This window comes from Anaerotignum lactatifermentans DSM 14214, assembly GCF_900142265.1.
GTDB lineage: Bacteria > Bacillota > Clostridia > Lachnospirales > Anaerotignaceae > Anaerotignum > Anaerotignum lactatifermentans.
Genome location: NZ_FRAH01000006.1, coordinates 75,850 through 94,670 on the forward strand (window position 1 = coordinate 75,850; position 18,821 = coordinate 94,670).

Consider the following 18,821-nt stretch of genomic DNA (forward strand, 5'->3'; position numbering starts at 1 on the left):
GTATTGCTTTATTCCGCGTGGTAAAGGTACATGGTGCCTTTTTCCAGAGATTTCTGTACGTCGATGATCCGCTGGTTAAAGCTGCCTTTCCAGTGGAGCTGAGGGTCTTTCAGTTCTTCCACAAAACGTCCGTCTACGATAACGTCCAGATAGGGCATGATAGGCAGAGCGCTGACTTCTTCCCAAAGATAGCCGGTGTAGAGCCATGTTTTCTTGTCAGGAAAGGCTTCTTTGATTTCTTTCGCCAGTGCGGTCACATCTTCCCGGTTGCCCATGTATAAGGGGTCACCGCCGCTGAATGTGATGCCGCTGATGTAGTCTTTTTCCAGTTCTGCAAAAATTTCCGCTTTGGCAGCCTCATCAAAAGGCAGACCGCCGTTGGGGTCCCATGTAATGGGGTTCTGGCAGTTTTTGCAGCCGTGGGAGCATCCCGCTACCCACAAAACCACTCGCAGCCCTTCGCCGTTGAGCATATCGTCTTTTGTGATGTTGTGGTAACGCATTACATACTCTTCCTTTCTGCGATTTCTGCCATTTTTGCTTCATTCAGACGAGTATCGCCTTTGACACGGGAGTAAGACAGATATCCATTCATTCTTTCGATTTTTGTCAGGTTTTTGCTGCCACATTTCGGGCATACGTCCATTTCCAGTTCCTGATGACCGCAGTCGTCGCAGTATGCCAGAGAAAGGTTTACCCCTTCATAGAAGCCCATCTTCATGGCACGGCGCACCAGTGTGCGGATGGCGTCCAAATTGTAGTCGATGGGGTATTTTACATACTGAATCTTGCCGCCGTTGGACAAATCCCAAAAACGTTTTTCCAGATCCTGTTTCTGGATAGGGGAAATGTCTTCTGTTACATGGCAGTGGAAAGAGTTGCTTACGTAAGGACGGTCGGATACATTTTCCACTACGCCGTATTTCTTGCGGAACTGTGTTACCTGCAGGCCGCAGAGGCTTTCCGCAGGAGTGCCGTAGATAGCGTACAGATTGCCGTCGGCTTTCTTGAATTCCGCCACTTTATCGTTGATGTGCTGCAATGTGTCGATGGCAAACTGACCGTCTTCTACCAGAGATTTGCCGTTATACAGCTCCTGCAGTTCGTTCAGAGCAGTGATGCCGAAAGAAGCGGTAGCAGCCTTCAGCAAAGGTTTGATTTTGTCGTGAATGCCCAGATGACCGCCGTAGAAGCCGCCTTCGCAGTATGCCAGAGGGTTGGTGGATGCGCGCATTTCGCCCAGGTACGCATAAGTACGGATGTGGAGCTGACGAATCAGTTCCAGATAGTAGTCCAGTACTTCATAGAAAGGCTTGCTTTCCTGTTTTGCTTTTGCGTAAATCATAGGCAGGTGCAGGCTGACAGCACCGATGTTGAAACGACCTACGAAAACAGGTTTGTCGTTTTCGTCAGCAGGTTCCATGCCGCCCCGTTCAAACCAAGGGGACAGGAAGGCACGGCAGCCCATGGGGCTGATGATGGCGCCGTATTTTTTATACATTTCCGCTACATAGCCTTCGCCTGTGAGGGAAAGCCAGTCGGGATACATGGTCTTGGAGGAGCAGAGGATGCCTGCTTCAAAGACATCTTCCAGTTCCTTGCCTTTTCCATGGAGATTTTCGTCATAAAGGAATACCAGTTTGGGGAACAGTACGGGCTTTTTGCAGTTTTTCTTGCCCTGTCCTTTTCTGCGAACGTTCAGCATGGTGATGGATGCCATTTTGGCAAATTTGCCTGTGCCTGTGCCGAATGTCATGGTGATGAAAGGATAATCCCCGCGGCTGGAAGCAACGGTGTTGAATTTGTATTCCCAGCCCTGGAAGCCCTGTTCAAAGTCGTTGAGGATGTCTGCCATAGCTTCTTTGTCCGCAGCCTTAGGTGTCAGACCCATGTCGATGTAACGGCGATAGAATTTTTCATAGCTCTTTTCCGCAAAGGGTTCCAGCAGCAGGTCTACGGAAGGTACCGTAAAACCGCCGTACTGCTGGCTGGCAGCGGAAAGAACGATGTCGCCGATGACGTCAAAGGCAACGTTCAGTGTTTTGGGTTCGTTGTACCACAGGTTGCCCATTTCAAAACCGCCAGTCAGTACTTCTTTTACGTCGAACAGGCAGCAGTTCATGGTGTCACGTCTGGCAGACATATCATGGATGTAGATATAACCGTCACGGCATGCCTGGAGTTCTTCTGTGGTCATGAAGAATTTCTGGTACAGTTCTTTGTTCAGCTGATTGAATACCAGAGAGCGTTTTGTGGAAACCAGAGCGCTGTCGGTGTTGCTGTTTTCCTTGTCGCCGATATACATGATGGACTGGCTTTTTTTGTAAACCTCGTCCAGCATTTTCACAAAGTCCTGTTTGTAGTTGCGGTAATCACGGTAGCTTTTTGCAACTTCAGGCTTTACCTGTTCCAGTGCGCCTTCGACGATGTTGTGCATTTCCGCAATGGGGATGCCTTCTTTGCCAAGGGATTTCGCTTTTGTTTCTACGAAATCACAGATGAAATCCAGTTCTTCCTGTGTGAATTTCACCAGAGCGCGGTAAGCGGATTTGTTTACGGCAACTACAACTTTCTGCACATTCCACGGTTCGTGGGTATTATCTTTCTTAATCACATACATGATGATATCCTCCTTCATTCTCGGCAAGCGAGATACAATACATAGTCATTTGCTGTATCATAATGTACCACATACGGCTATATATTGCAATCAAAAATATAGACAACACAAGATATTGTGAAAACTTAGAGAAGTTCATCCGATTTTTTTCTGAAATTTTGTTAAGGTTATTTTTATTTTATTTTGTCAAGGTCTGACGCACTGCTTTTTGCCAGCCTTCCAGTTTTTCTGCCGCTTCTTCCTTGGATGCTTTGGGAGAATAGGCGTGAGAAACGCCCCAGTTCCGGCGGATTTCCGACAAATCTTTCCAGTAGCCCACTGCAAGACCTGCCAGATACGCAGCACCCAATGCAGTGGTTTCCAGTGTTTTGGGACGGAGCACAGGAACCCCTGTGATGTCCGCCTGGAATTGCAGCAGGAAGTTATTTGCAGCGGCGCCGCCATCTACACGAAGTTCCGCCAGTGGAATCCCTGCGTCCTCCTCCATGGCGTGGAGCACGTCATAAGTCTGGTATGCCATGGATTCCAGTGCCGCGCGGGCAATATGGTTCCGGTTGGCACCGCGGGTAAGCCCTGTCAAAATACCTCTTGCGTAAGGGGCCCAGTAGGGCGCACCTAGTCCCACGAAAGCGGGTACCAGATAAACGCCGCAGGTATCAGGCACAGACATGGCAAGTTCTTCTGTTTCCGGCGCGGAACCGATGAGCTTCAGTTCGTCACGAAGCCACTGAATGGCAGCCCCAGCCACGAATACAGAGCCTTCCAGTGCATAGGTGACTTTTCCATCCAGTCCCCATGCAATGGTGGTCAGAAGCCCGTTTTTAGAGGCCACAGGGGCATCCCCTGTGTGCATCAGCAGGAAACAACCAGTGCCGTAGGTGTTTTTGGCAGAACCGGGTGTGAAGCAAGCCTGTCCAAAAAGGGCAGACTGCTGGTCGCCAGCGGCTCCGGCAATGGGAATGGGTGCGCCGAAGTGGAAGGGAAGTGTCTGACCGAATACGCCGCTGGAGGGCATGACTTTAGGCAGGATAGAAGGGGGAATATCCAGAATGTCCAGAATTTCCGTATCCCACTGCAAAGTATGGATGTTGAACAGCATGGTACGGGAGGCATTGGAGTAATCGGTGGCATGTACTTGTCCTCCTGTGAGATTCCAGATAAGCCATGTATCTACGGTACCGAACAGCAGATTGCCTTCTTCAGCCAGTTTTCTTGCCCCTTCTACATGGTTCAATACCCAACGGATTTTTGTTGCGGAGAAGTATGCGTCCAGCAGAAGCCCTGTTTTTTCCCGGAACAGGTCAGTGTAGCCTTTTTTCGCCAGTTCTTCGCAGTCCTCGGCCGTCCGGCGGCACTGCCATACAATGGCGTTGTAAATGGGCTTGCCTGTGCGCTTGTCCCAGAGAATGGTGGTTTCTCGCTGGTTGGTGATGCCGATGGCGGCAATGTCAGCGGCAGTGAGCCCTTTCTGTTCCAGAGCCTTCTGTGCCACTTCCAGCTGGCTTTGCCAGATTTCCATGGGGTCGTGTTCCACCCAGCCGGGCTGGGGATAGATCTGACGGTATTCCTTTTGGGCAGTGCTGACAGCTGCGCCGTTTTTGTCAAAGAGGATACAGCGAGAGCTGGTGGTTCCTTGATCCAAAGACATGATATACTGCATACAAATCCTCCTTTTCATGTGAAAAGCCCCAAAGGGGGCTCAGACTGTAGATAAAGTAATTTTTATACTTTTTGCATGAACGCAGAAGGGCTTGGGGAACAAAGGGGTCAACACATTTGCTTCGCAAATGCCAGCCATAAATGGCTGTCCGCATCTCTTGCGGTGTGGGGTTCCCCAACTGGAATCCACAGTCGGAATTCATTTCCGACGAGGAAAAACCGGAGTTTCGAGGCTTTTGAACTGATGGATACTCTGCACCCCGAAGAAAACGGGGACAGCGAAGCTGGCTTTGCGGAGCAAAGTGCTTGACCCAACGGTTTTATACTTCTGTCTACTCGTCAAAACCTTGAATGAAATGAGGTTTTGACGACAGCGTTTCGTTACATATAAGGGTTCATGCGGCGTTCGATTTCCAGCGTAGTGGAAGGACCGTGACCGGGATATACATTGTAATCACCGGGCAGGTTCCGCAGACGTTTCAGAGAAGCGATGATCTCGCCCCAGTTGCCTGTAGGCAGGTCTGTACGGCCGCAGGAGCCCTGGAACAGGGTGTCGCCGGAGAAAATGTTGTTGCCGATGAGATAGCATACACTGCCGGCTGTATGACCGGGTGTTTCCAGTACGGTAAATTCCAGATCGCCAACTTTCACAGCGTCGCCTTCCTGTACCCATACGTCAGCGGAAAGAGAAGTAGGACCGCTCATGTAAAGAGAGCAGTTCAAGGCAGGGTCTGCCAGCAGAGCTTCTTCTTTTTTGCAGGCGTAGACGGGACAGCCGTATTTTTCTTTTACCATCTCCACAGCGCCGATGTGGTCGTCATGACCGTGGGTCAGCAGGATATGGGTGGGTTTCAGGTTGTTTTCTTCGATATAGCGGAACAAAGGCTGGGGATTGCCGTCGCAGTCGATGATGGCGCAGATGCCATTGTCGTCAGAGATCACATAGCAATTGGTGCCGATGTTGCCGATTTCCAGTGTTTGTATTTTCATGGTGCAAAAACCTCCTTGTGTTTCGATTTTTACAGGCATTTTTTTCTGCCGTCTGCACTATTATAGCAGAAAAGACCACCAGCCGCCTAGTCTTTTTACAGGAAAGTTTCCAAACGCCGGAAAAAGCTGGACAAGAAAGAGAAAGGGGAGTAAGATGGAACAAACAACGAATAGAATCAGGCGGATACCGCCGGAACGGAGGAAGTTTTTTGGAAGAGAGAAGGAAACAGCAGCTCATGGAGGGCTGTATGAGAATCAGAAAAGAAATCGCCGCATGGCTGCTCATGGCATTGTGGGTGATTTTTAGTGTGAAAATTGCTGAAGTGCTGCTGGGAGAAAGCCTGCCGGGGTGGGTAGAAATCGGCGGCATGATTCTGTGCGGCGTGCTGGCAGTGGCATCCCATCTGGATAACCCTCTGCGCCACGGATATAAACTGCGCCGTCCCAGACGGTATTTGCTGGGGGCTTTGGTGATTCTTATCTGCGCTGTGCTGTTCTTTGTATGGAAAGCGGAGTGGGTGCAGGGCATGCAGGCACTTGTTATCCCTGTGGTATTTATTTGGAACCCTATTTGTGTTTGGCTGGAATGGAAGGAAGAATTGGGTCAGGCATCATAAGGAGGCGGCTATGGAGTACCTTTCGGATGTACAGCTGAAAAGATGTATCGCATGGATGCGGCTGGAGCTGCTGGCTTGGCTCTGCCTTTGCGCCGATGCGCTGGTGAGCGTTTGGGCGCCCAGTGTGTGGGATACGGGGCATATCTACGGACTTTTTGTAGTGGTGGTGCTGGTATCCGGTCTGGCGGCAGTGGTTTTGTCTTGGGTGCGTAACCCCATGCGCTGGAACTTGACAGGACTTGGACGGAAATTTTTCTGGGGCAGTCATGGAAGCTGTATGGCGGTGAGCGTCATACTGGTTTTCTGGGTGCCGGAGCTGTCCATTGGTCTTTTGTTTGTGTGGAATTGTATTTATATGCTGGTGGCATACGAGAGGGAACTGCGCCGAAGAAAAAAGAAAGAGGAATCCTGAGAAAATGACGGTATGGCTTAAACACCATACCGTTTTTGTTTGCAAAAACGTATCTCAAACTGCTATGATTTCTTCCCTTCGTTCATTTCTCGGTGAGATTCACTGTTTTCAGAAGAAATAAAAATAAGAAAGCCAGAATCCTTTGTATTTTAGGGATTTTGGCTTTCTTTGTTTGCCGTACTTTTTCTATTTCAAAAAAGATTATTTGTTTTTCAGATATTCATCAATGGCTGCGGCAGCCTTTTTGCCTGCGCCCATAGCCAGAATAACCGTTGCAGCCCCTGTAACAGCGTCACCGCCGGCGTAAACGCCTTCTCTGGTGGTCTGGTTTGTTTCTTCGTTAACTACCAGACAGCCTTTCCGGTTGGTTTCCAGACCCTTTGTGGTGCTGCGGATGAGAGGGTTGGGGGATGTACCGATGGACATAACGACTGTATCAACGTCGATAACGTAGTTGGAGCCTTCCACAGGTACAGGACGTCTTCTGCCGCTGGCATCGGGTTCGCCCAGTTCCATTTTCAGACATTCGATACCGCATACCTGACCATTGCCGTCATCCAGAATCTTCACAGGATTGCGCAGCAGGTGGAATTCAATACCTTCTTCTTTTGCGTGATGGATTTCTTCCAGACGCGCAGGCATTTCTTTTTCGGAACGACGGTAAACGATGTAAACTTTTTCTGCACCCATTCTTTTTGCGCATCTTGCAGCGTCCATGGCTACGTTGCCGCCGCCTACAACAGCAACCGCTTTGCTATGACGGATAGGTGTATCATAATCAGAAATATACGCTTTCATCAGGTTGATACGAGTCAGATATTCGTTAGCGGAGTAAACGCCTACCAGCGCTTCACCGGGGATGCCCATGAAGGAAGGCAGACCTGCACCAGTGCCGATGAATACGGCATCATAACCCATATCGTCAATGATTTCGTCGATGGACAATACTTTGCCGATAACCATGTTTGTCATGACTTCAACGCCCATAGCAGACAGCTTGTCGATTTCTTTCTGTACGATAGCTTTCGGCAGACGGAATTCGGGGATACCGTAAACCAGTACGCCGCCGGCTGTGTGGAATGCTTCAAAAATAGTCACTGCATAGCCTGCTTTTGCCAGGTCACCAGCACATGCCAGAGAGGAAGGACCGGAACCGATAACAGCCACTTTTTTGCCGTTCTGGGCAGGTTTTTCGGGCATTTCATCGCAGTTTGCCATGTACCAGTCAGCAACAAAACGTTCCAGACGACCGATGGCTACGGCTTCGCCTTTGATGGCACGAACGCATTTGGATTCGCACTGGCTTTCCTGCGGACATACACGACCGCAGACAGCAGGCAGAGCGTTTGTGGAGGTGATGATTTTATAAGCTGCCATAAAGTCGCCTTTTGCCACTTCCGCGATGAATTCGGGAATCCGTACGTTTACGGGACAGCCGCTGACACAGGGTTTGTGTTTGCAGTTCAGACAGCGGGTAGCTTCTTCCATGGCCATTTCCGCTGTGTAGCCCATGGCTACTTCTTCAAAGTTTTTATTTCTCACATCAGGTGCCTGTTCAGGCATTTTGATTTTTTCCAAGCTCATGTTTGCCATTGTTTCCGTCCTCCTTAGTGAATCAAGTCGTGTGCCATTTTGTCCATGCGGCAGATATGTTTTTCAGCCAAATCCGCTTCTTCTTTCTTGTAAACGGAGTTGCGGTTCATCAGTTCGTCGAAGTCTACCTGATGTCCGTCGAAGTCGGGACCGTCTACGCAGGCAAATTTGATTTCGCCGCCAACGGTGACACGACAGCCGCCGCACATGCCTGTGCCGTCGATCATGATGGGGTTCAGGCTGACAATGGTTTTGATGCCGTAAGGTTTTGTAGTAAGGCTGACGAATTTCATCATGGGGATGGGACCGATGGCAATGACAGCGTCGTACTGGTTGCCAGCTTCGATGAGGGATTTCAGCTTGTCTGTAACGAAGCCTTTTTCACCTTTTGTGCCGTCATCGGTCATCAGGTAGTAGTTGTCGGAAACAGCGCTCATTTCGTCTTCCAGAATGACAATTTCTTTGTTTCTAAAGCCTGCAATGACGTCTACTTCTACGCCCAGTTCGTGCAGGGCTTTTGCCTGAGGATAAGCGATGGCACAGCCTACGCCGCCGCCCACAACGGCAACTTTCTTGAAGCCGTCATATTCTGTGGCAACACCCAGAGGACCTACAAAGTCGCGGATGGAGTCGCCAACTTCTTTGGCTGCCAGCAGTTTTGTGGACAGACCAACTTTCTGGAAGATGATGGTGACGGTGCCTTTTTCTCTGTCATAATCAGCGATGGTCAGAGGGACACGTTCGCTGAATTCATCTACGCGGAAAATAATAAACTGCCCCGCTTTGGCTTTTTTTGCCACAAAAGGGGCTTCGATTTCAAGCAGTGTCACAGCACTGTTTAATTCTTTTTTATTGACAATGCGAAACATGTTTGCAACTTCCTTTCTTCTTTGGACTTTCTTTTGCAGGTGATTTTTGTTAGAATTATCATAACATAAATTCAGGCGGTGGGATATGGATAAAACGCCGTTTTTCTGGAAGTACAATGAAGAAAAGTTTATGGTTTTTGAATAAAATGTGGGACAAAAAACGTCCCAATTAAAAAGGAGGAAATGAACGTGCAGAAAAAATATACTTTTGACGACTTACGGGACATCATCGAGCAGCTCCGCAGTGAGAATGGGTGTCCTTGGGATAAGGTCCAGACCCATGAGAGTTTGCGGGCGGATATGCTGGAGGAAGCCTATGAAGCCGTCGATGCCATTGATAAAGGTGATATGGACAACTTGAAGGAAGAACTGGGGGATGTGCTTATGCAGGTTGTATTCCATTCTTCCATCGAAGCCCAGAAAGGCGGCTTTACACTGGATGATGTCATTCAAGGCATCTGTGAGAAAATGGTTTATCGCCATCCTCATGTGTTCGGGGAAATTTCCGTGGATACGGCGGAACAGGTGCTGGTGAACTGGGAAGCTTTGAAGAAAAAGGAAAAACATATGCAGACCCAGACATATGTCCTCAAAAGTGTGCCGGATGCCCTGCCTGCTCTGACCCGTGCCAGAAAGGTGCAGAAGAAAGCCGCAGACGTTGGTTTTGATTTTTACGAAGCCGGCGGCGCCATGGAAAAAGTGGCAGAAGAAATCCGGGAGCTGCAGGAGGCTGTGGAACAGCCAAACGGCAATATAGAGGAAGAATTCGGTGATATTTTGTTCGCACTGGTGAACGTAGCAAGGTTTTTGAAAATAAATCCCGAGTTTGCCTTGACAAAAGCCACCAAAAAGTTTATAAATAGATTTGAGTATGTTGAGAATTCAGCCCTTTCAGAGGGAAAGCAGCTTTCCACAATGACTCTGGAGGAAATGGATTTGCTCTGGGATCAGGCAAAAATTGCCTTATCCAAGAAATTTTAATAGATTTATTTAGGAGGACTAACACAATGAACAAATCTGAATTAGTAGCAGCGATTGCTGAAAAGGCGGAAATGAGCAAAAAAGACGCTGAAAAAGCACTGAAAGCTTTCGAAGATGTTGTAACAGAAGAACTGGCAGCAAACGGCAAAGTACAGCTGGTAGGCTTCGGTACATTCGACGTAGCTGAAAGAGCAGCTCGTGAAGGCAGAAACCCTCAGACAGGCGAAGCAATGCCCATCCCCGCTTCCAAAGCACCCAGATTCAAAGCAGGTAAAGCTTTGAAAGATGCGATCAACAAATAATTTGATTTGATTGTTTTTGAAACGCTTTCTCGTCCTGAGAAAGCGTTTTTTTGAAAGAAAAAACAGCAAAGGGGAAATGAACATGCGTATTGATAAATTCCTGAAGGTATCCCGTATCATCAAGCGCAGAACTGTAGCCAACGAAGCCTGCGACGCGGGACGTGTGTCCCTCAACGGCAAAGTGGTGAAAGCTGGCGCGGATGTGAAGGTCGGCGATATCATCGAAATTCAGTTCGGCAATAACGTGACAAAGGTGGAAGTGCTGAATCTGCAGGAATCCACTAAAAAAGAAGATGCTGCCGGCATGTATCGCGCAGTGGAATAATGTCCCAAAACCTCTCATATACTGTAAAAACAGTATGGGGAGGTTTTTTTGTTGGGGGAAGAAAAACGGAATTTGCGACAGCATACCATTCGTATGACAGACAGAGAACGGATCGAGATTGGCGGCGTGACGGACGTCCTGCGTTTTGATGAGGAAGGTGTGGCAGTGGATACTACCTGCGGATTACTTATCATCAAAGGGGAAGGACTCCATGTGGGGCGGCTGAATCTGGAAGAAGGGGAAGTGGCAGTGGAAGGGCGCATGGACGCACTGACCTACGCGGAGAATATGGGCGGTGGCAAACAATCTTTCTTTGCCAAGTTGTTCCGCTGAAAGGAGGCAGGCAGGTGGACATTCAGGGACAGGGAAGTTTGTTTTTGTGCTGCCTGCTGCTGGGCGTCGGTATGGGATTGGTTTATGACGGTATGCGTCTTGCACGGCGGATATTGCCCCACGGTGTCTGGGCAGTACAGATAGAGGATGGCTTGTACTGGGCAGCGGTGGCGCTGGGTGTCTTTGAGGTGTTGCTCCAGGAAAACCATGGGGAAGTCCGCTTTTTCCTGCTGGTGGCTATTTTTGGCGGCATGGGGCTTTATGGAACCCTTGCCAGTCCCTTGGTCATGGGCGTAGGAGAAAAGGTGCTGAAAGTCATTGGAAGACTGGTTATGTTATTGTTGACCATAATTTTGACACCCTTTCGTTTGCTCTATCTTGCCTTTGGCAGACCGGTGGGGAATTTCGTCAGATTTTGCGGTAGAAAATCCAAAAAACACTTGCAATTATGTAAAGTATATGTGAAAATAAAAAAAGACACATTACGGCGGGATATTCGTTTTTTGCGTCGAAAACCTTAGGAAGGGTGACTGCCATGGGAAAAAGAGCCAGAAAGAAAAAATCCGGTGGATTATGGATCCATCTTTTTTTGGTAGCTTTCTGCGTGTTCGTTGTGGCAGGGGTGTACTGGCAGTATCGGGAATATCGCCAGCTGAAAGTGGAACTGGCTGATGTACAGCAGCAGATTGCCGATGAACAGCAAAAGACATTGGATTTTCAGGCAAAAAAGGATTACTATAACAGCGACAGCTATATCGAACAGATTGCCAGAGAAAAACTGGGGCTGGTCAAGAGCAATGAAATCCTGTATATCAACCGTGAACAATAAAAGTTTTCAAAAAAAGACAATTTTTTGAAAAAAGGTATTGACAAATAGACAATATGACTATATAATGAACTAGTCGACTTGAGGCGGAGTAGCTCAGTTGGCTAGAGCATGCGGTTCATACCCGCAGTGTCGGGGGTTCAAATCCCTCCTCCGCTATTTTTCTTCTTTGGCCCGTTGGTCAAGCGGTCAAGACGCGACCCTCTCACGGTCGAATCAAGGGTTCGACTCCCTTACGGGTCAACTTTTGAGTGATAATTGAATTGTTAAAAACATGGGAGTTTAGCTCAGCTGGGAGAGCATCTGCCTTACAAGCAGAGGGTCACAGGTTCGAGCCCTGTAACTCCCATTTTTTTATGTCCAAAAACAAAAAGAAAAACAAGGGAGAAAGGTGCAACTGGGGAGAGTTATGCACCAACGTGCAAGAGGACACGAGGTAGAGCCTGAGAACTCCCATTTTTTTATGTCCAAAAACAAAAAGAAGCAAAACAAGGGAGAAAGGCGCAACTGGGAGAGTCATGCACCAACGTGCAAGAGGACACGAGGCAGAGCCTAAGAACTCCCATTTTTTATGTCCAAAAACGAAAAAGAAAAACGAGGGAGAAAGGCGCAACTGGAGAGAGCATGCACGAAGGTGCAAGAGGACACGAGGCAGAGCGCAGTCACTCCCATTTTTTATGCTCACAACAGAGAAAAATTACAATCAGAGAATCATGGGCTTTATACGCAATATTATGAGGAGATATGTACGCATATCTTCTTTTTTTGTGCAAAAATGCGGAGAGGAAAAGAGAAATCTGCGCCCGATTCAAGGGAGAACAGAAATGCTGCGTTTGTACTTCTATTTCTCTGGAAAAATTGATTGGAAAATAAAGGATATTTTTCTGAAAAAAGAAAATCTAAAAGGACTTTCTACCTATATTTATGGCGAAAAATATTGCCTGACATGTAAAATTGTATGGGTACAATTTAAAACAGTGTTGCGGCGGCAATAGCAGAGGCACAGAAAATATGATATGCTGTTTTACAAAGGAAGCTTTGAAACGGGGGTATGACAATGAAGACGAAAGAAATATGTTTGCGTGGACTGATGATCGCTCTGGTCACAGTTTCTACCATGGTGCTGCAGATTCCTGTGTCTGCTACCAATGGTTACATTCATTTGGGGGACAGTATGATATTGCTGATCAGCGTATTTTTTGGCTGGCGTTACGGCATGGTAGCCGGCGGTGTTGGGGCTGCGTTGGCTGACCTGCTCAGTGGATATGCCCATTGGGCACCCTTTACCCTCATCATCAAAGGGGTTATGGGCTTATTGGTAGGCAAGATCGCACATTATACACCGGCAGAAAAGCACTTTTTCGGTCTGCGGAATCTGGCTGGTTCCGTTGTGGGCATTGTGTGGATGATTATTGGATACTACTTCGGTGGTGCTGTTTTGCAGAAAAGCTTCACAGTGGCTCTGACTTCCATTCCCGAAAACTTGGTGCAGGGCGGTGCAGGCTTTGTGATTTTCCTGGTGGTAGGCTATGCTTTTTATAAAGCAAAAATCTATAAATATGTTTCCGCAAAATAAGTTTAGCAGATGGGGACTGCTCCATAAGAAATAAAAATAGCTGGAATTCTTGCATTTAAAGGATTCCGGCTATTATATTTTATAGAGACCATTTTCAAAAATGTTTTCTTGCGGAAAATGCGGCTTTGATTTTCCGTCTTTTTTGATGAAAAATAGTTGAATTTTGGAAAATGATGGATTTTCATTGACCCTTTTTCTCATTGCGTGGTATAGTATAAAAGTTATGGGACTATACTGAAAGAAGGGACGAGAAGGAACAGGAGGAATTCATTTGGAATTTGTAACCATATTACTGATTGCAGTCAGTTTAGCCATGGATGCTTTTGCCGTTTCCATTTCCAATGGCGTTTCTGTCAAGGGATTTGGAAAGAAACAAGCAGCTACCCAGGGGTTATATTTCGGTGGTTTTCAGTTTTTGATGCCCGTCATTGGCTGGGTTTTGGGCAGCAGTGTGAAAACATATATTGAGTCTATCGACCACTGGATTGCCTTTGTACTGCTTGCCATCATCGGCGGGAACATGATCCGGGAAAGCTTTGGCGATGACGAGGAAGAAAGCGGACAATCCGTTCTGACAGCAAAAGTACTGCTGCTTCAGGCAGTAGCAACCAGCATCGACGCATTGGCAGTGGGTATCAGTTTTGCCATTCTGGATGTGAATATCTGGTGGGCAGCTGGCATCATCGGTGTGGTATCTTTTGTGCTTTCTTTCTGCGGCGGTATGCTTGGCAAAGGTTTGGGGAACTTTTTGCAGGCAAAGGCAGAATTTGCCGGCGGTGCCGTACTGATTCTCATTGGAATCAAAATTCTGGTAGAGCATGTTTTTCTGGGGGGCTGACGTAAAGGAGGAAAGCCTTTGGAGATGATACAACAGTTAGATGCACAGATCATACTGTGGATACAGGAACATGTGGTGTGTGATGGGCTGAACGCCCCCATGCTATTCATTTCAAAAATGGGCAATGCAGGCTGGTTCTGGATTTTGCTGGGGATTTTGATGCTGTTATATGGCATCAAAAACAGGAATTTTGCCAGATGCGGTCTGACTCTGTTGTTATGTCTGGGGACGACAGCGTTGGTATGCAATGTGACTTTAAAGCCTATGGTGGGCAGAATGCGACCCTATGACTTGTTGGGATTTTCCATTCTTGTGCCGCCTCTAGCGGATTTTTCCTTCCCGTCGGGACATACCTCCTCATCCTTTGCAGCAGCGACAGCGATTTACGCCATGAATCGCAAATGGGGCATTGTCGCTTATGTTTTTGCAGTGCTTATGGGGATTTCCCGTCTGTATCTTGGAGTGCATTTTCCCACGGACGTTTTGGCGGGGGCAATCATTGGTTTTGTCATGGCAAGATTGACTTTATGGGCCTTAGGCAAGATCAATGTCGGTTTTCAATTTCAAAACAGATGATTTGTTTTGAACAAAAGGGGTACAATTTTTTTTCAATTGATGTGAAAGAAACCATACATTACTTGAAGGAAGAAGTAAAGAGGAAGAAGGGAACAAAAATTGGCAATACCGGTAATTTACCAGCTGCTGACCATGGTTCTTTTGATGGTGGTCGGTGTAATTTTGAACAAAAAGAAGTTTTTGACGGAGAGCAATGCGAAAGGGCTTTCCATTGTGCTGACCCGTGTGGCAGTACCTGCAAACATGATTGTATTGATGCAGCGTCCGTTTTCTCATGAGATTCTCATTGGATTTCTAAAGACCTGCGGCGGCACGTTTCTGATGTGCTCTTTGGGTGCAGTGCTGTTTTTCATCATCGGGAAAGCCATGAAGATGCAGTTTCCAGAACTGGGGCTATTCTCCGGCGGCGGTGTCTACAGCAATGTTATCTTCATGGGGCAGCCTTTGATTATGGCCATGTACGGCGAGGATGGGCTGATCTTCTGCGTGGCAGTCATGTTCACCTGCAACGTGTTCCTGTTCACCGTATGTTCTGTGCTCTTTGCCATTGGCAGTGGAAAACGCAAAACAGTAGGCAGAATGCTGCGGGAGGCGTTTTTGAATCTGATCTGTATTTCAGCAGTCATTGGTGTATTCTGTTTCGTGAACTCCATTTCCCTGCCTCAGCCTATTTATGACGCATTAGAGTTCTCTGCAAATACAACGGTTTGCCTGTCTATGATTTATATTGGTACACTGTTGGCAGTGGCAAATATCAAAGAAATTTTCAAAGACAAGAAAGTCTATGTATTCAGTTTTGTGACACTGATCATCATGCCTTTGTTTACAAAGGCTGTGGCAAGCCTGTTCCTGGATGGCATTGCCCTGAGCGTGCTGGTGGTGCTCATGGGTACGCCTGCGGCGGCAGCCCTGCCTTCTTTTGCGGAAATTTACGGCAATGATGAAAAACGGGCTTCGGAATACGTTTTCGTTTCCACCATTTTCTCTGTTGTCACATTGCCTTTGGTGGCACAGTTTTTGTGCATTTCCTGACAAGCAGTTACGACCTGCGGTTTTTGCCGCAGGTCTATTTTTTGTAAAGATTGTGAAAAAAAGGACAGTTGTCCATGGGAAAGACGAAAATTTGCCGGGAAGAAAAATGGGTTTTGTTCGACAATATAAAAATTTTTTTTCAAAAAAACCGTATCCCTTTGTATAAAGATACCAAAAATTATTGTGAAATTTAGTGCAGGCAGGCGTGGGGAAAAGCTTGTTTCTTTCTATGGTTTCGTATATACTATGAAGTGGGACGGAATATGGCTATCTCATTTTGGAAATATACAGAATACACGCTACCGGTGCCGAAGCAGAAAAACAGGGCTTTTTGCGGTGGGGCGCAGGGTGTGTATTTGTTTTTTTCGAAAAAAGACAGCCTGTTGGTTTTTTGTTTCACAAAAAAACAGCAATTATATTCTGATTATCTGTATTATCACCAAATTTATGAAACAGGGGGATTATTATGGAAAATTTGATGTATTTGGCGCCGGTGCTGGGCATCGTTGCGCTGCTCTTTGCCTTTGTCCTGGCTTCTAAGGTAGGCAGAGAAGAAGAAGGTACAGACCGTATGCATGAAATCTCTTCTGCAATTCGCGATGGCGCAAACGCTTTCCTGAAAGCAGAATATAAGATTCTGGTTATTTTCGCGGCTGTACTGTTTGTATTGATCGGTTTCGGTGTAGACTGGAAGACAGCTATCTGCTTCGTCATTGGTGCTGCTTTCTCCACACTGGCTGGTTATTTCGGTATGAATGTTGCAACCAAGGCAAACGTAAGAACTGCAAACGCAGCGAGAGTTGGCGGTATGAACAGAGCCCTGTCCATCGCTTTCAGCGGCGGCGCAGTTATGGGTATGTCCGTAGTTGGTCTGGGTCTGCTGGGTGTAGGCGCTGTGTATGTGATCACAAAAGACGCCAACATTCTGTTCGGTTTTGGTCTGGGTGCTTCCTCTATCGCACTGTTCGGCCGTGTTGGCGGCGGTATTTATACAAAAGCTGCTGACGTAGGTGCCGACCTGGTAGGTAAAGTTGAAGCTGGTATCCCTGAAGACGACCCTCGTAACCCTGCCGTTATCGCCGACAACGTAGGTGACAACGTAGGTGACGTTGCTGGTATGGGTGCCGACTTGTTCGAATCCTATGTTGGTTCCATCATTTCTGCTATCACACTGGGTATCGTTTACTACTCTGTAGAAGGCGCTGTATTCCCTCTGGTTCTGGCAGCTGTTGGTATTCTGGCTTCCATCATCGGTACATTCTTTGTAAAAGGCGACGAAAACTCCAATCCGCATAAAGCCCTGAAAGCAGGTTCTTACTCCTCCGCAGTGCTGGTGATCATCGCATCTCTGGCTCTGAGCTGGGTATTCTTTGGCAACATGAACGCTGCCATCGCTATCATCGCTGGTCTGATCGTTGGTCTGATCATCGGTGTTATCACAGAAGTTTATACTTCCGGTGACTACAAATCCGTTAAGAAAATCGCGGACCAGTCTGAAACAGGTCCCGCAACTACCATCATCAGCGGTCTGGCAGTTGGTATGGAATCCACAGCGATTCCTATCGTGCTGATCTGTGTAGGTATCTTCGTAGCTTATGCAGTATGTGGTCTGTATGGCATCGCTCTGGCAGCTGTAGGTATGCTGTCCACAACAGGTATCACTGTAGCCGTTGACGCATACGGTCCTATCGCCGACAACGCCGGCGGTATCGCTGAAATGAGTGGTCTGGATCACTCCGTTCGTAACATCACAGATAAACTGGACGCCGTTGGTAACACAACAGCAGCTATGGGTAAAGGTTTCGCTATCGGTTCCGCTGCCCTGACAGCACTGGCTCTGTTCGTATCTTACGCAGAAGCTGTTAAACTGACAGAAATCTCCATTCTGGAACCCAGAGTTATCATTGGTATGCTCATCGGCGGTATGCTGCCTTTCCTGTTCTCCGCACTCACAATGCAGTCTGTAGGTAAAGCAGCCTTCCAGATGATCGAAGAAGTAAGACGTCAGTTCCGCAGCATCCCCGGCATCATGGAAGGTACTGCAAAACCTGACTACAAAAAATGCGTAGAAATCTCTACCACAGCAGCTCTGAAAGAAATGCTGGTTCCCGGTATCATGGCAGTAGCAGCTCCTCTGGTTGTAGGTATCCTGCTGGGTACTTCCGCTCTGGGCGGTCTGCTGGCTGGCTCTCTGGTAACAGGTGTTCTGATGGCAATCTTCATGTCCAACGCCGGCGGCGCTTGGGACAATGCGAAGAAGTACATCGAAGAAGGCAACCATGGCGGCAAAGGCAGCGAAGCTCATAAAGCAGCCGTTGTTGGTGACACCGTAGGTGACCCCTTCAAAGATACTTCCGGTCCTTCCATCAACATCCTGATCAAGCTGATGACAGTTGTATCTCTGGTATTCGCACCTCTGTTCATGTCTATCGGCAGCCTGCTGTAATCTTTACAGGCATTTGATACAAACACAAACACGGAATTCTCCATGGCACATCATGGCACGGATTCCGTGTTTTTTTGTCTTTTATTTTTCCCAGTTTTACGGTATGATAATAGGCGAGAGGAAGTGATATTATGACAGACTTTACGGGTTTTACCCCCGAAACCATAGATTTTCTTTGGGAACTGCGAATGAATAACAATAAAGCGTGGATGGAGGAGAATCGGGAACGGTACCGCACGGTACTGAAAGAACCTTTTGACGCTCTTTCAGCGGCGCTGACGAAAAAATTCCTGGAAAAGAAAAACGTACCCCAGATGGACTTTTCCATTTCCCGTATCAATCGGGATGTGCGTTTTTCCAAGGATAAAAGCCCTTATAAGGCAAGAAAATGGATGGTACTGAAAGAGCCTATGACAAAAGCGGAACAGTGGAAATTCCGTCCAGCGTTTTACTTTGAAGTGATGCCCGAAGGCTATGAATATGGCATGGGATTTTATGAAGGCAGACCGGCTTATATGCAGGCATTTCGGAAAAAAGTGGACGCTGCGCCTGACGCCTTTGAACGTCTGGTAAAGGATACGGCAAAAATGAAGGAATTCGTTCTATATGGGGATTCCTATAAACGCCCCATGGGCAAAGGGGATTATAGTCCTGCCGTCATGGATTGGTATCAGCGGAAAAGTCTGGGACTGACCGCAACCAGAGAAATTGACGATTTGCTGTTTTCTCCTGAACTGGTGGATTTCGTTGTGGAAGGCTGGGAAAAATTGCTGCCCATGTATAGATTCCTCCGGGAGATTCATGTGGAGGAATAAAATAAAAAAAG

At 47.5% G+C, this 18,821-nt stretch carries 21 protein-coding genes and 3 tRNA genes; 18 read left to right on the plus strand and 6 right to left on the minus strand.

Annotated elements, in window-relative coordinates; all coding sequences use genetic code 11:
- Positions 1-8 precede the first annotated feature (8 nt).
- The 4 genes from nrdG to BUB35_RS02880 form a co-directional block, all read right to left on the minus strand.
- The gene (gene nrdG, locus BUB35_RS02865; protein WP_072848970.1) at positions 9-503 is read right to left on the minus strand and encodes an anaerobic ribonucleoside-triphosphate reductase activating protein; all 495 of its coding nucleotides are present in this window, start codon (positions 501-503) and stop codon (positions 9-11) included.
- On the minus strand, positions 503-2,620 hold the full coding sequence (gene nrdD / locus BUB35_RS02870; RefSeq protein WP_096348607.1) for an anaerobic ribonucleoside-triphosphate reductase: 2,118 nt from the start codon (positions 2,618-2,620) through the stop codon (positions 503-505). The genes nrdG and nrdD overlap by 1 nt, the downstream gene beginning before the upstream one ends.
- A gap of 178 nt (positions 2,621-2,798) precedes the next feature.
- Positions 2,799-4,280, minus strand: coding sequence for a glycerol kinase GlpK (gene glpK, locus BUB35_RS02875; protein WP_072848990.1), 1,482 nt, complete (start codon positions 4,278-4,280; stop codon positions 2,799-2,801).
- 380 nt (positions 4,281-4,660) lie between these two features.
- On the minus strand, positions 4,661-5,269 hold the full coding sequence (locus BUB35_RS02880) for an MBL fold metallo-hydrolase (RefSeq protein ID WP_072848992.1): 609 nt from the start codon (positions 5,267-5,269) through the stop codon (positions 4,661-4,663).
- 209 nt (positions 5,270-5,478) lie between these two features.
- On the opposite strand from BUB35_RS02880, the gene BUB35_RS02885 reads away from it, so the two are divergent.
- Complete coding sequence (locus BUB35_RS02885; protein ID WP_072848994.1) at positions 5,479-5,886, plus strand: hypothetical protein; 408 nt, start codon at positions 5,479-5,481, stop codon at positions 5,884-5,886.
- A gap of 10 nt (positions 5,887-5,896) precedes the next feature.
- On the plus strand, positions 5,897-6,298 hold the full coding sequence (locus BUB35_RS02890) for a hypothetical protein (protein WP_072848996.1): 402 nt from the start codon (positions 5,897-5,899) through the stop codon (positions 6,296-6,298).
- A gap of 201 nt (positions 6,299-6,499) precedes the next feature.
- On the opposite strand, the gene gltA is transcribed toward BUB35_RS02890, so the two are convergent.
- A complete protein-coding gene (gltA, locus tag BUB35_RS02895; protein WP_072848998.1) occupies positions 6,500-7,891 on the minus strand; it encodes an NADPH-dependent glutamate synthase in 1,392 nt (463 codons plus the stop codon).
- 14 nt (positions 7,892-7,905) lie between these two features.
- Positions 7,906-8,760, minus strand: a complete 855-nt coding sequence (locus BUB35_RS02900) for a sulfide/dihydroorotate dehydrogenase-like FAD/NAD-binding protein (protein ID WP_072849000.1) — start codon at positions 8,758-8,760, stop codon at positions 7,906-7,908.
- Between the two features lie 189 nt (positions 8,761-8,949).
- Between BUB35_RS02900 and mazG the strand changes: the two genes are divergently transcribed.
- The 16 genes from mazG to BUB35_RS02990 all read left to right on the plus strand — a co-directional run bounded on the left by mazG (position 8,950) and on the right by BUB35_RS02990 (position 18,810).
- The gene (gene mazG, locus BUB35_RS02905) at positions 8,950-9,741 is read left to right on the plus strand and encodes a nucleoside triphosphate pyrophosphohydrolase (RefSeq protein WP_242949182.1); all 792 of its coding nucleotides are present in this window, start codon (positions 8,950-8,952) and stop codon (positions 9,739-9,741) included.
- Between the two features lie 26 nt (positions 9,742-9,767).
- Positions 9,768-10,043 (plus strand): HU family DNA-binding protein, encoded by a 276-nt coding sequence (locus tag BUB35_RS02910; protein ID WP_022255567.1) that lies wholly within the window; start codon positions 9,768-9,770, stop codon positions 10,041-10,043.
- 82 nt (positions 10,044-10,125) lie between these two features.
- Positions 10,126-10,368: an RNA-binding S4 domain-containing protein gene (locus tag BUB35_RS02915; RefSeq protein WP_072849060.1), complete on the plus strand. Its 243-nt coding sequence runs from the start codon at positions 10,126-10,128 to the stop codon at positions 10,366-10,368.
- A gap of 51 nt (positions 10,369-10,419) precedes the next feature.
- Positions 10,420-10,701 (plus strand): sporulation protein YabP, encoded by a 282-nt coding sequence (yabP, locus tag BUB35_RS02920; RefSeq protein ID WP_242949183.1) that lies wholly within the window; start codon positions 10,420-10,422, stop codon positions 10,699-10,701.
- A gap of 14 nt (positions 10,702-10,715) precedes the next feature.
- The gene (gene yabQ, locus BUB35_RS02925) at positions 10,716-11,222 is read left to right on the plus strand and encodes a spore cortex biosynthesis protein YabQ (protein WP_072849005.1); all 507 of its coding nucleotides are present in this window, start codon (positions 10,716-10,718) and stop codon (positions 11,220-11,222) included.
- A 14-nt stretch (positions 11,223-11,236) separates the two neighbouring features.
- The gene (locus BUB35_RS02930) at positions 11,237-11,530 is read left to right on the plus strand and encodes an FtsB family cell division protein (RefSeq protein ID WP_072849006.1); all 294 of its coding nucleotides are present in this window, start codon (positions 11,237-11,239) and stop codon (positions 11,528-11,530) included.
- Between the two features lie 82 nt (positions 11,531-11,612).
- Positions 11,613-11,686, plus strand: a tRNA-Met gene (locus BUB35_RS02935).
- 12 nt (positions 11,687-11,698) lie between these two features.
- Positions 11,699-11,770, plus strand: a tRNA-Glu gene (locus BUB35_RS02940).
- A 33-nt stretch (positions 11,771-11,803) separates the two neighbouring features.
- Positions 11,804-11,876, plus strand: a tRNA-Val gene (locus tag BUB35_RS02945).
- A gap of 169 nt (positions 11,877-12,045) precedes the next feature.
- A complete protein-coding gene (locus BUB35_RS18995) occupies positions 12,046-12,522 on the plus strand; it encodes a hypothetical protein (RefSeq protein ID WP_159432855.1) in 477 nt (158 codons plus the stop codon).
- Between the two features lie 62 nt (positions 12,523-12,584).
- Positions 12,585-13,103 carry an ECF transporter S component gene (locus tag BUB35_RS02955; RefSeq protein WP_242949184.1) on the plus strand — a complete coding sequence of 173 codons (519 nt, stop codon included), beginning with the start codon at positions 12,585-12,587 and terminating at the stop codon, positions 13,101-13,103.
- A 271-nt stretch (positions 13,104-13,374) separates the two neighbouring features.
- On the plus strand, positions 13,375-13,941 hold the full coding sequence (locus BUB35_RS02965; RefSeq protein ID WP_096348608.1) for a manganese efflux pump MntP: 567 nt from the start codon (positions 13,375-13,377) through the stop codon (positions 13,939-13,941).
- Between the two features lie 24 nt (positions 13,942-13,965).
- Positions 13,966-14,517, plus strand: coding sequence for a phosphatase PAP2 family protein (locus BUB35_RS02970; RefSeq protein WP_242949186.1), 552 nt, complete (start codon positions 13,966-13,968; stop codon positions 14,515-14,517).
- A gap of 99 nt (positions 14,518-14,616) precedes the next feature.
- The gene (locus BUB35_RS02975) at positions 14,617-15,549 is read left to right on the plus strand and encodes an AEC family transporter (RefSeq protein WP_072849016.1); all 933 of its coding nucleotides are present in this window, start codon (positions 14,617-14,619) and stop codon (positions 15,547-15,549) included.
- 466 nt (positions 15,550-16,015) lie between these two features.
- The gene (locus BUB35_RS02985) at positions 16,016-17,995 is read left to right on the plus strand and encodes a sodium-translocating pyrophosphatase (RefSeq protein WP_072849020.1); all 1,980 of its coding nucleotides are present in this window, start codon (positions 16,016-16,018) and stop codon (positions 17,993-17,995) included.
- Between the two features lie 131 nt (positions 17,996-18,126).
- Complete coding sequence (locus BUB35_RS02990; RefSeq protein ID WP_072849022.1) at positions 18,127-18,810, plus strand: DUF2461 domain-containing protein; 684 nt, start codon at positions 18,127-18,129, stop codon at positions 18,808-18,810.
- Positions 18,811-18,821 lie beyond the last annotated feature (11 nt).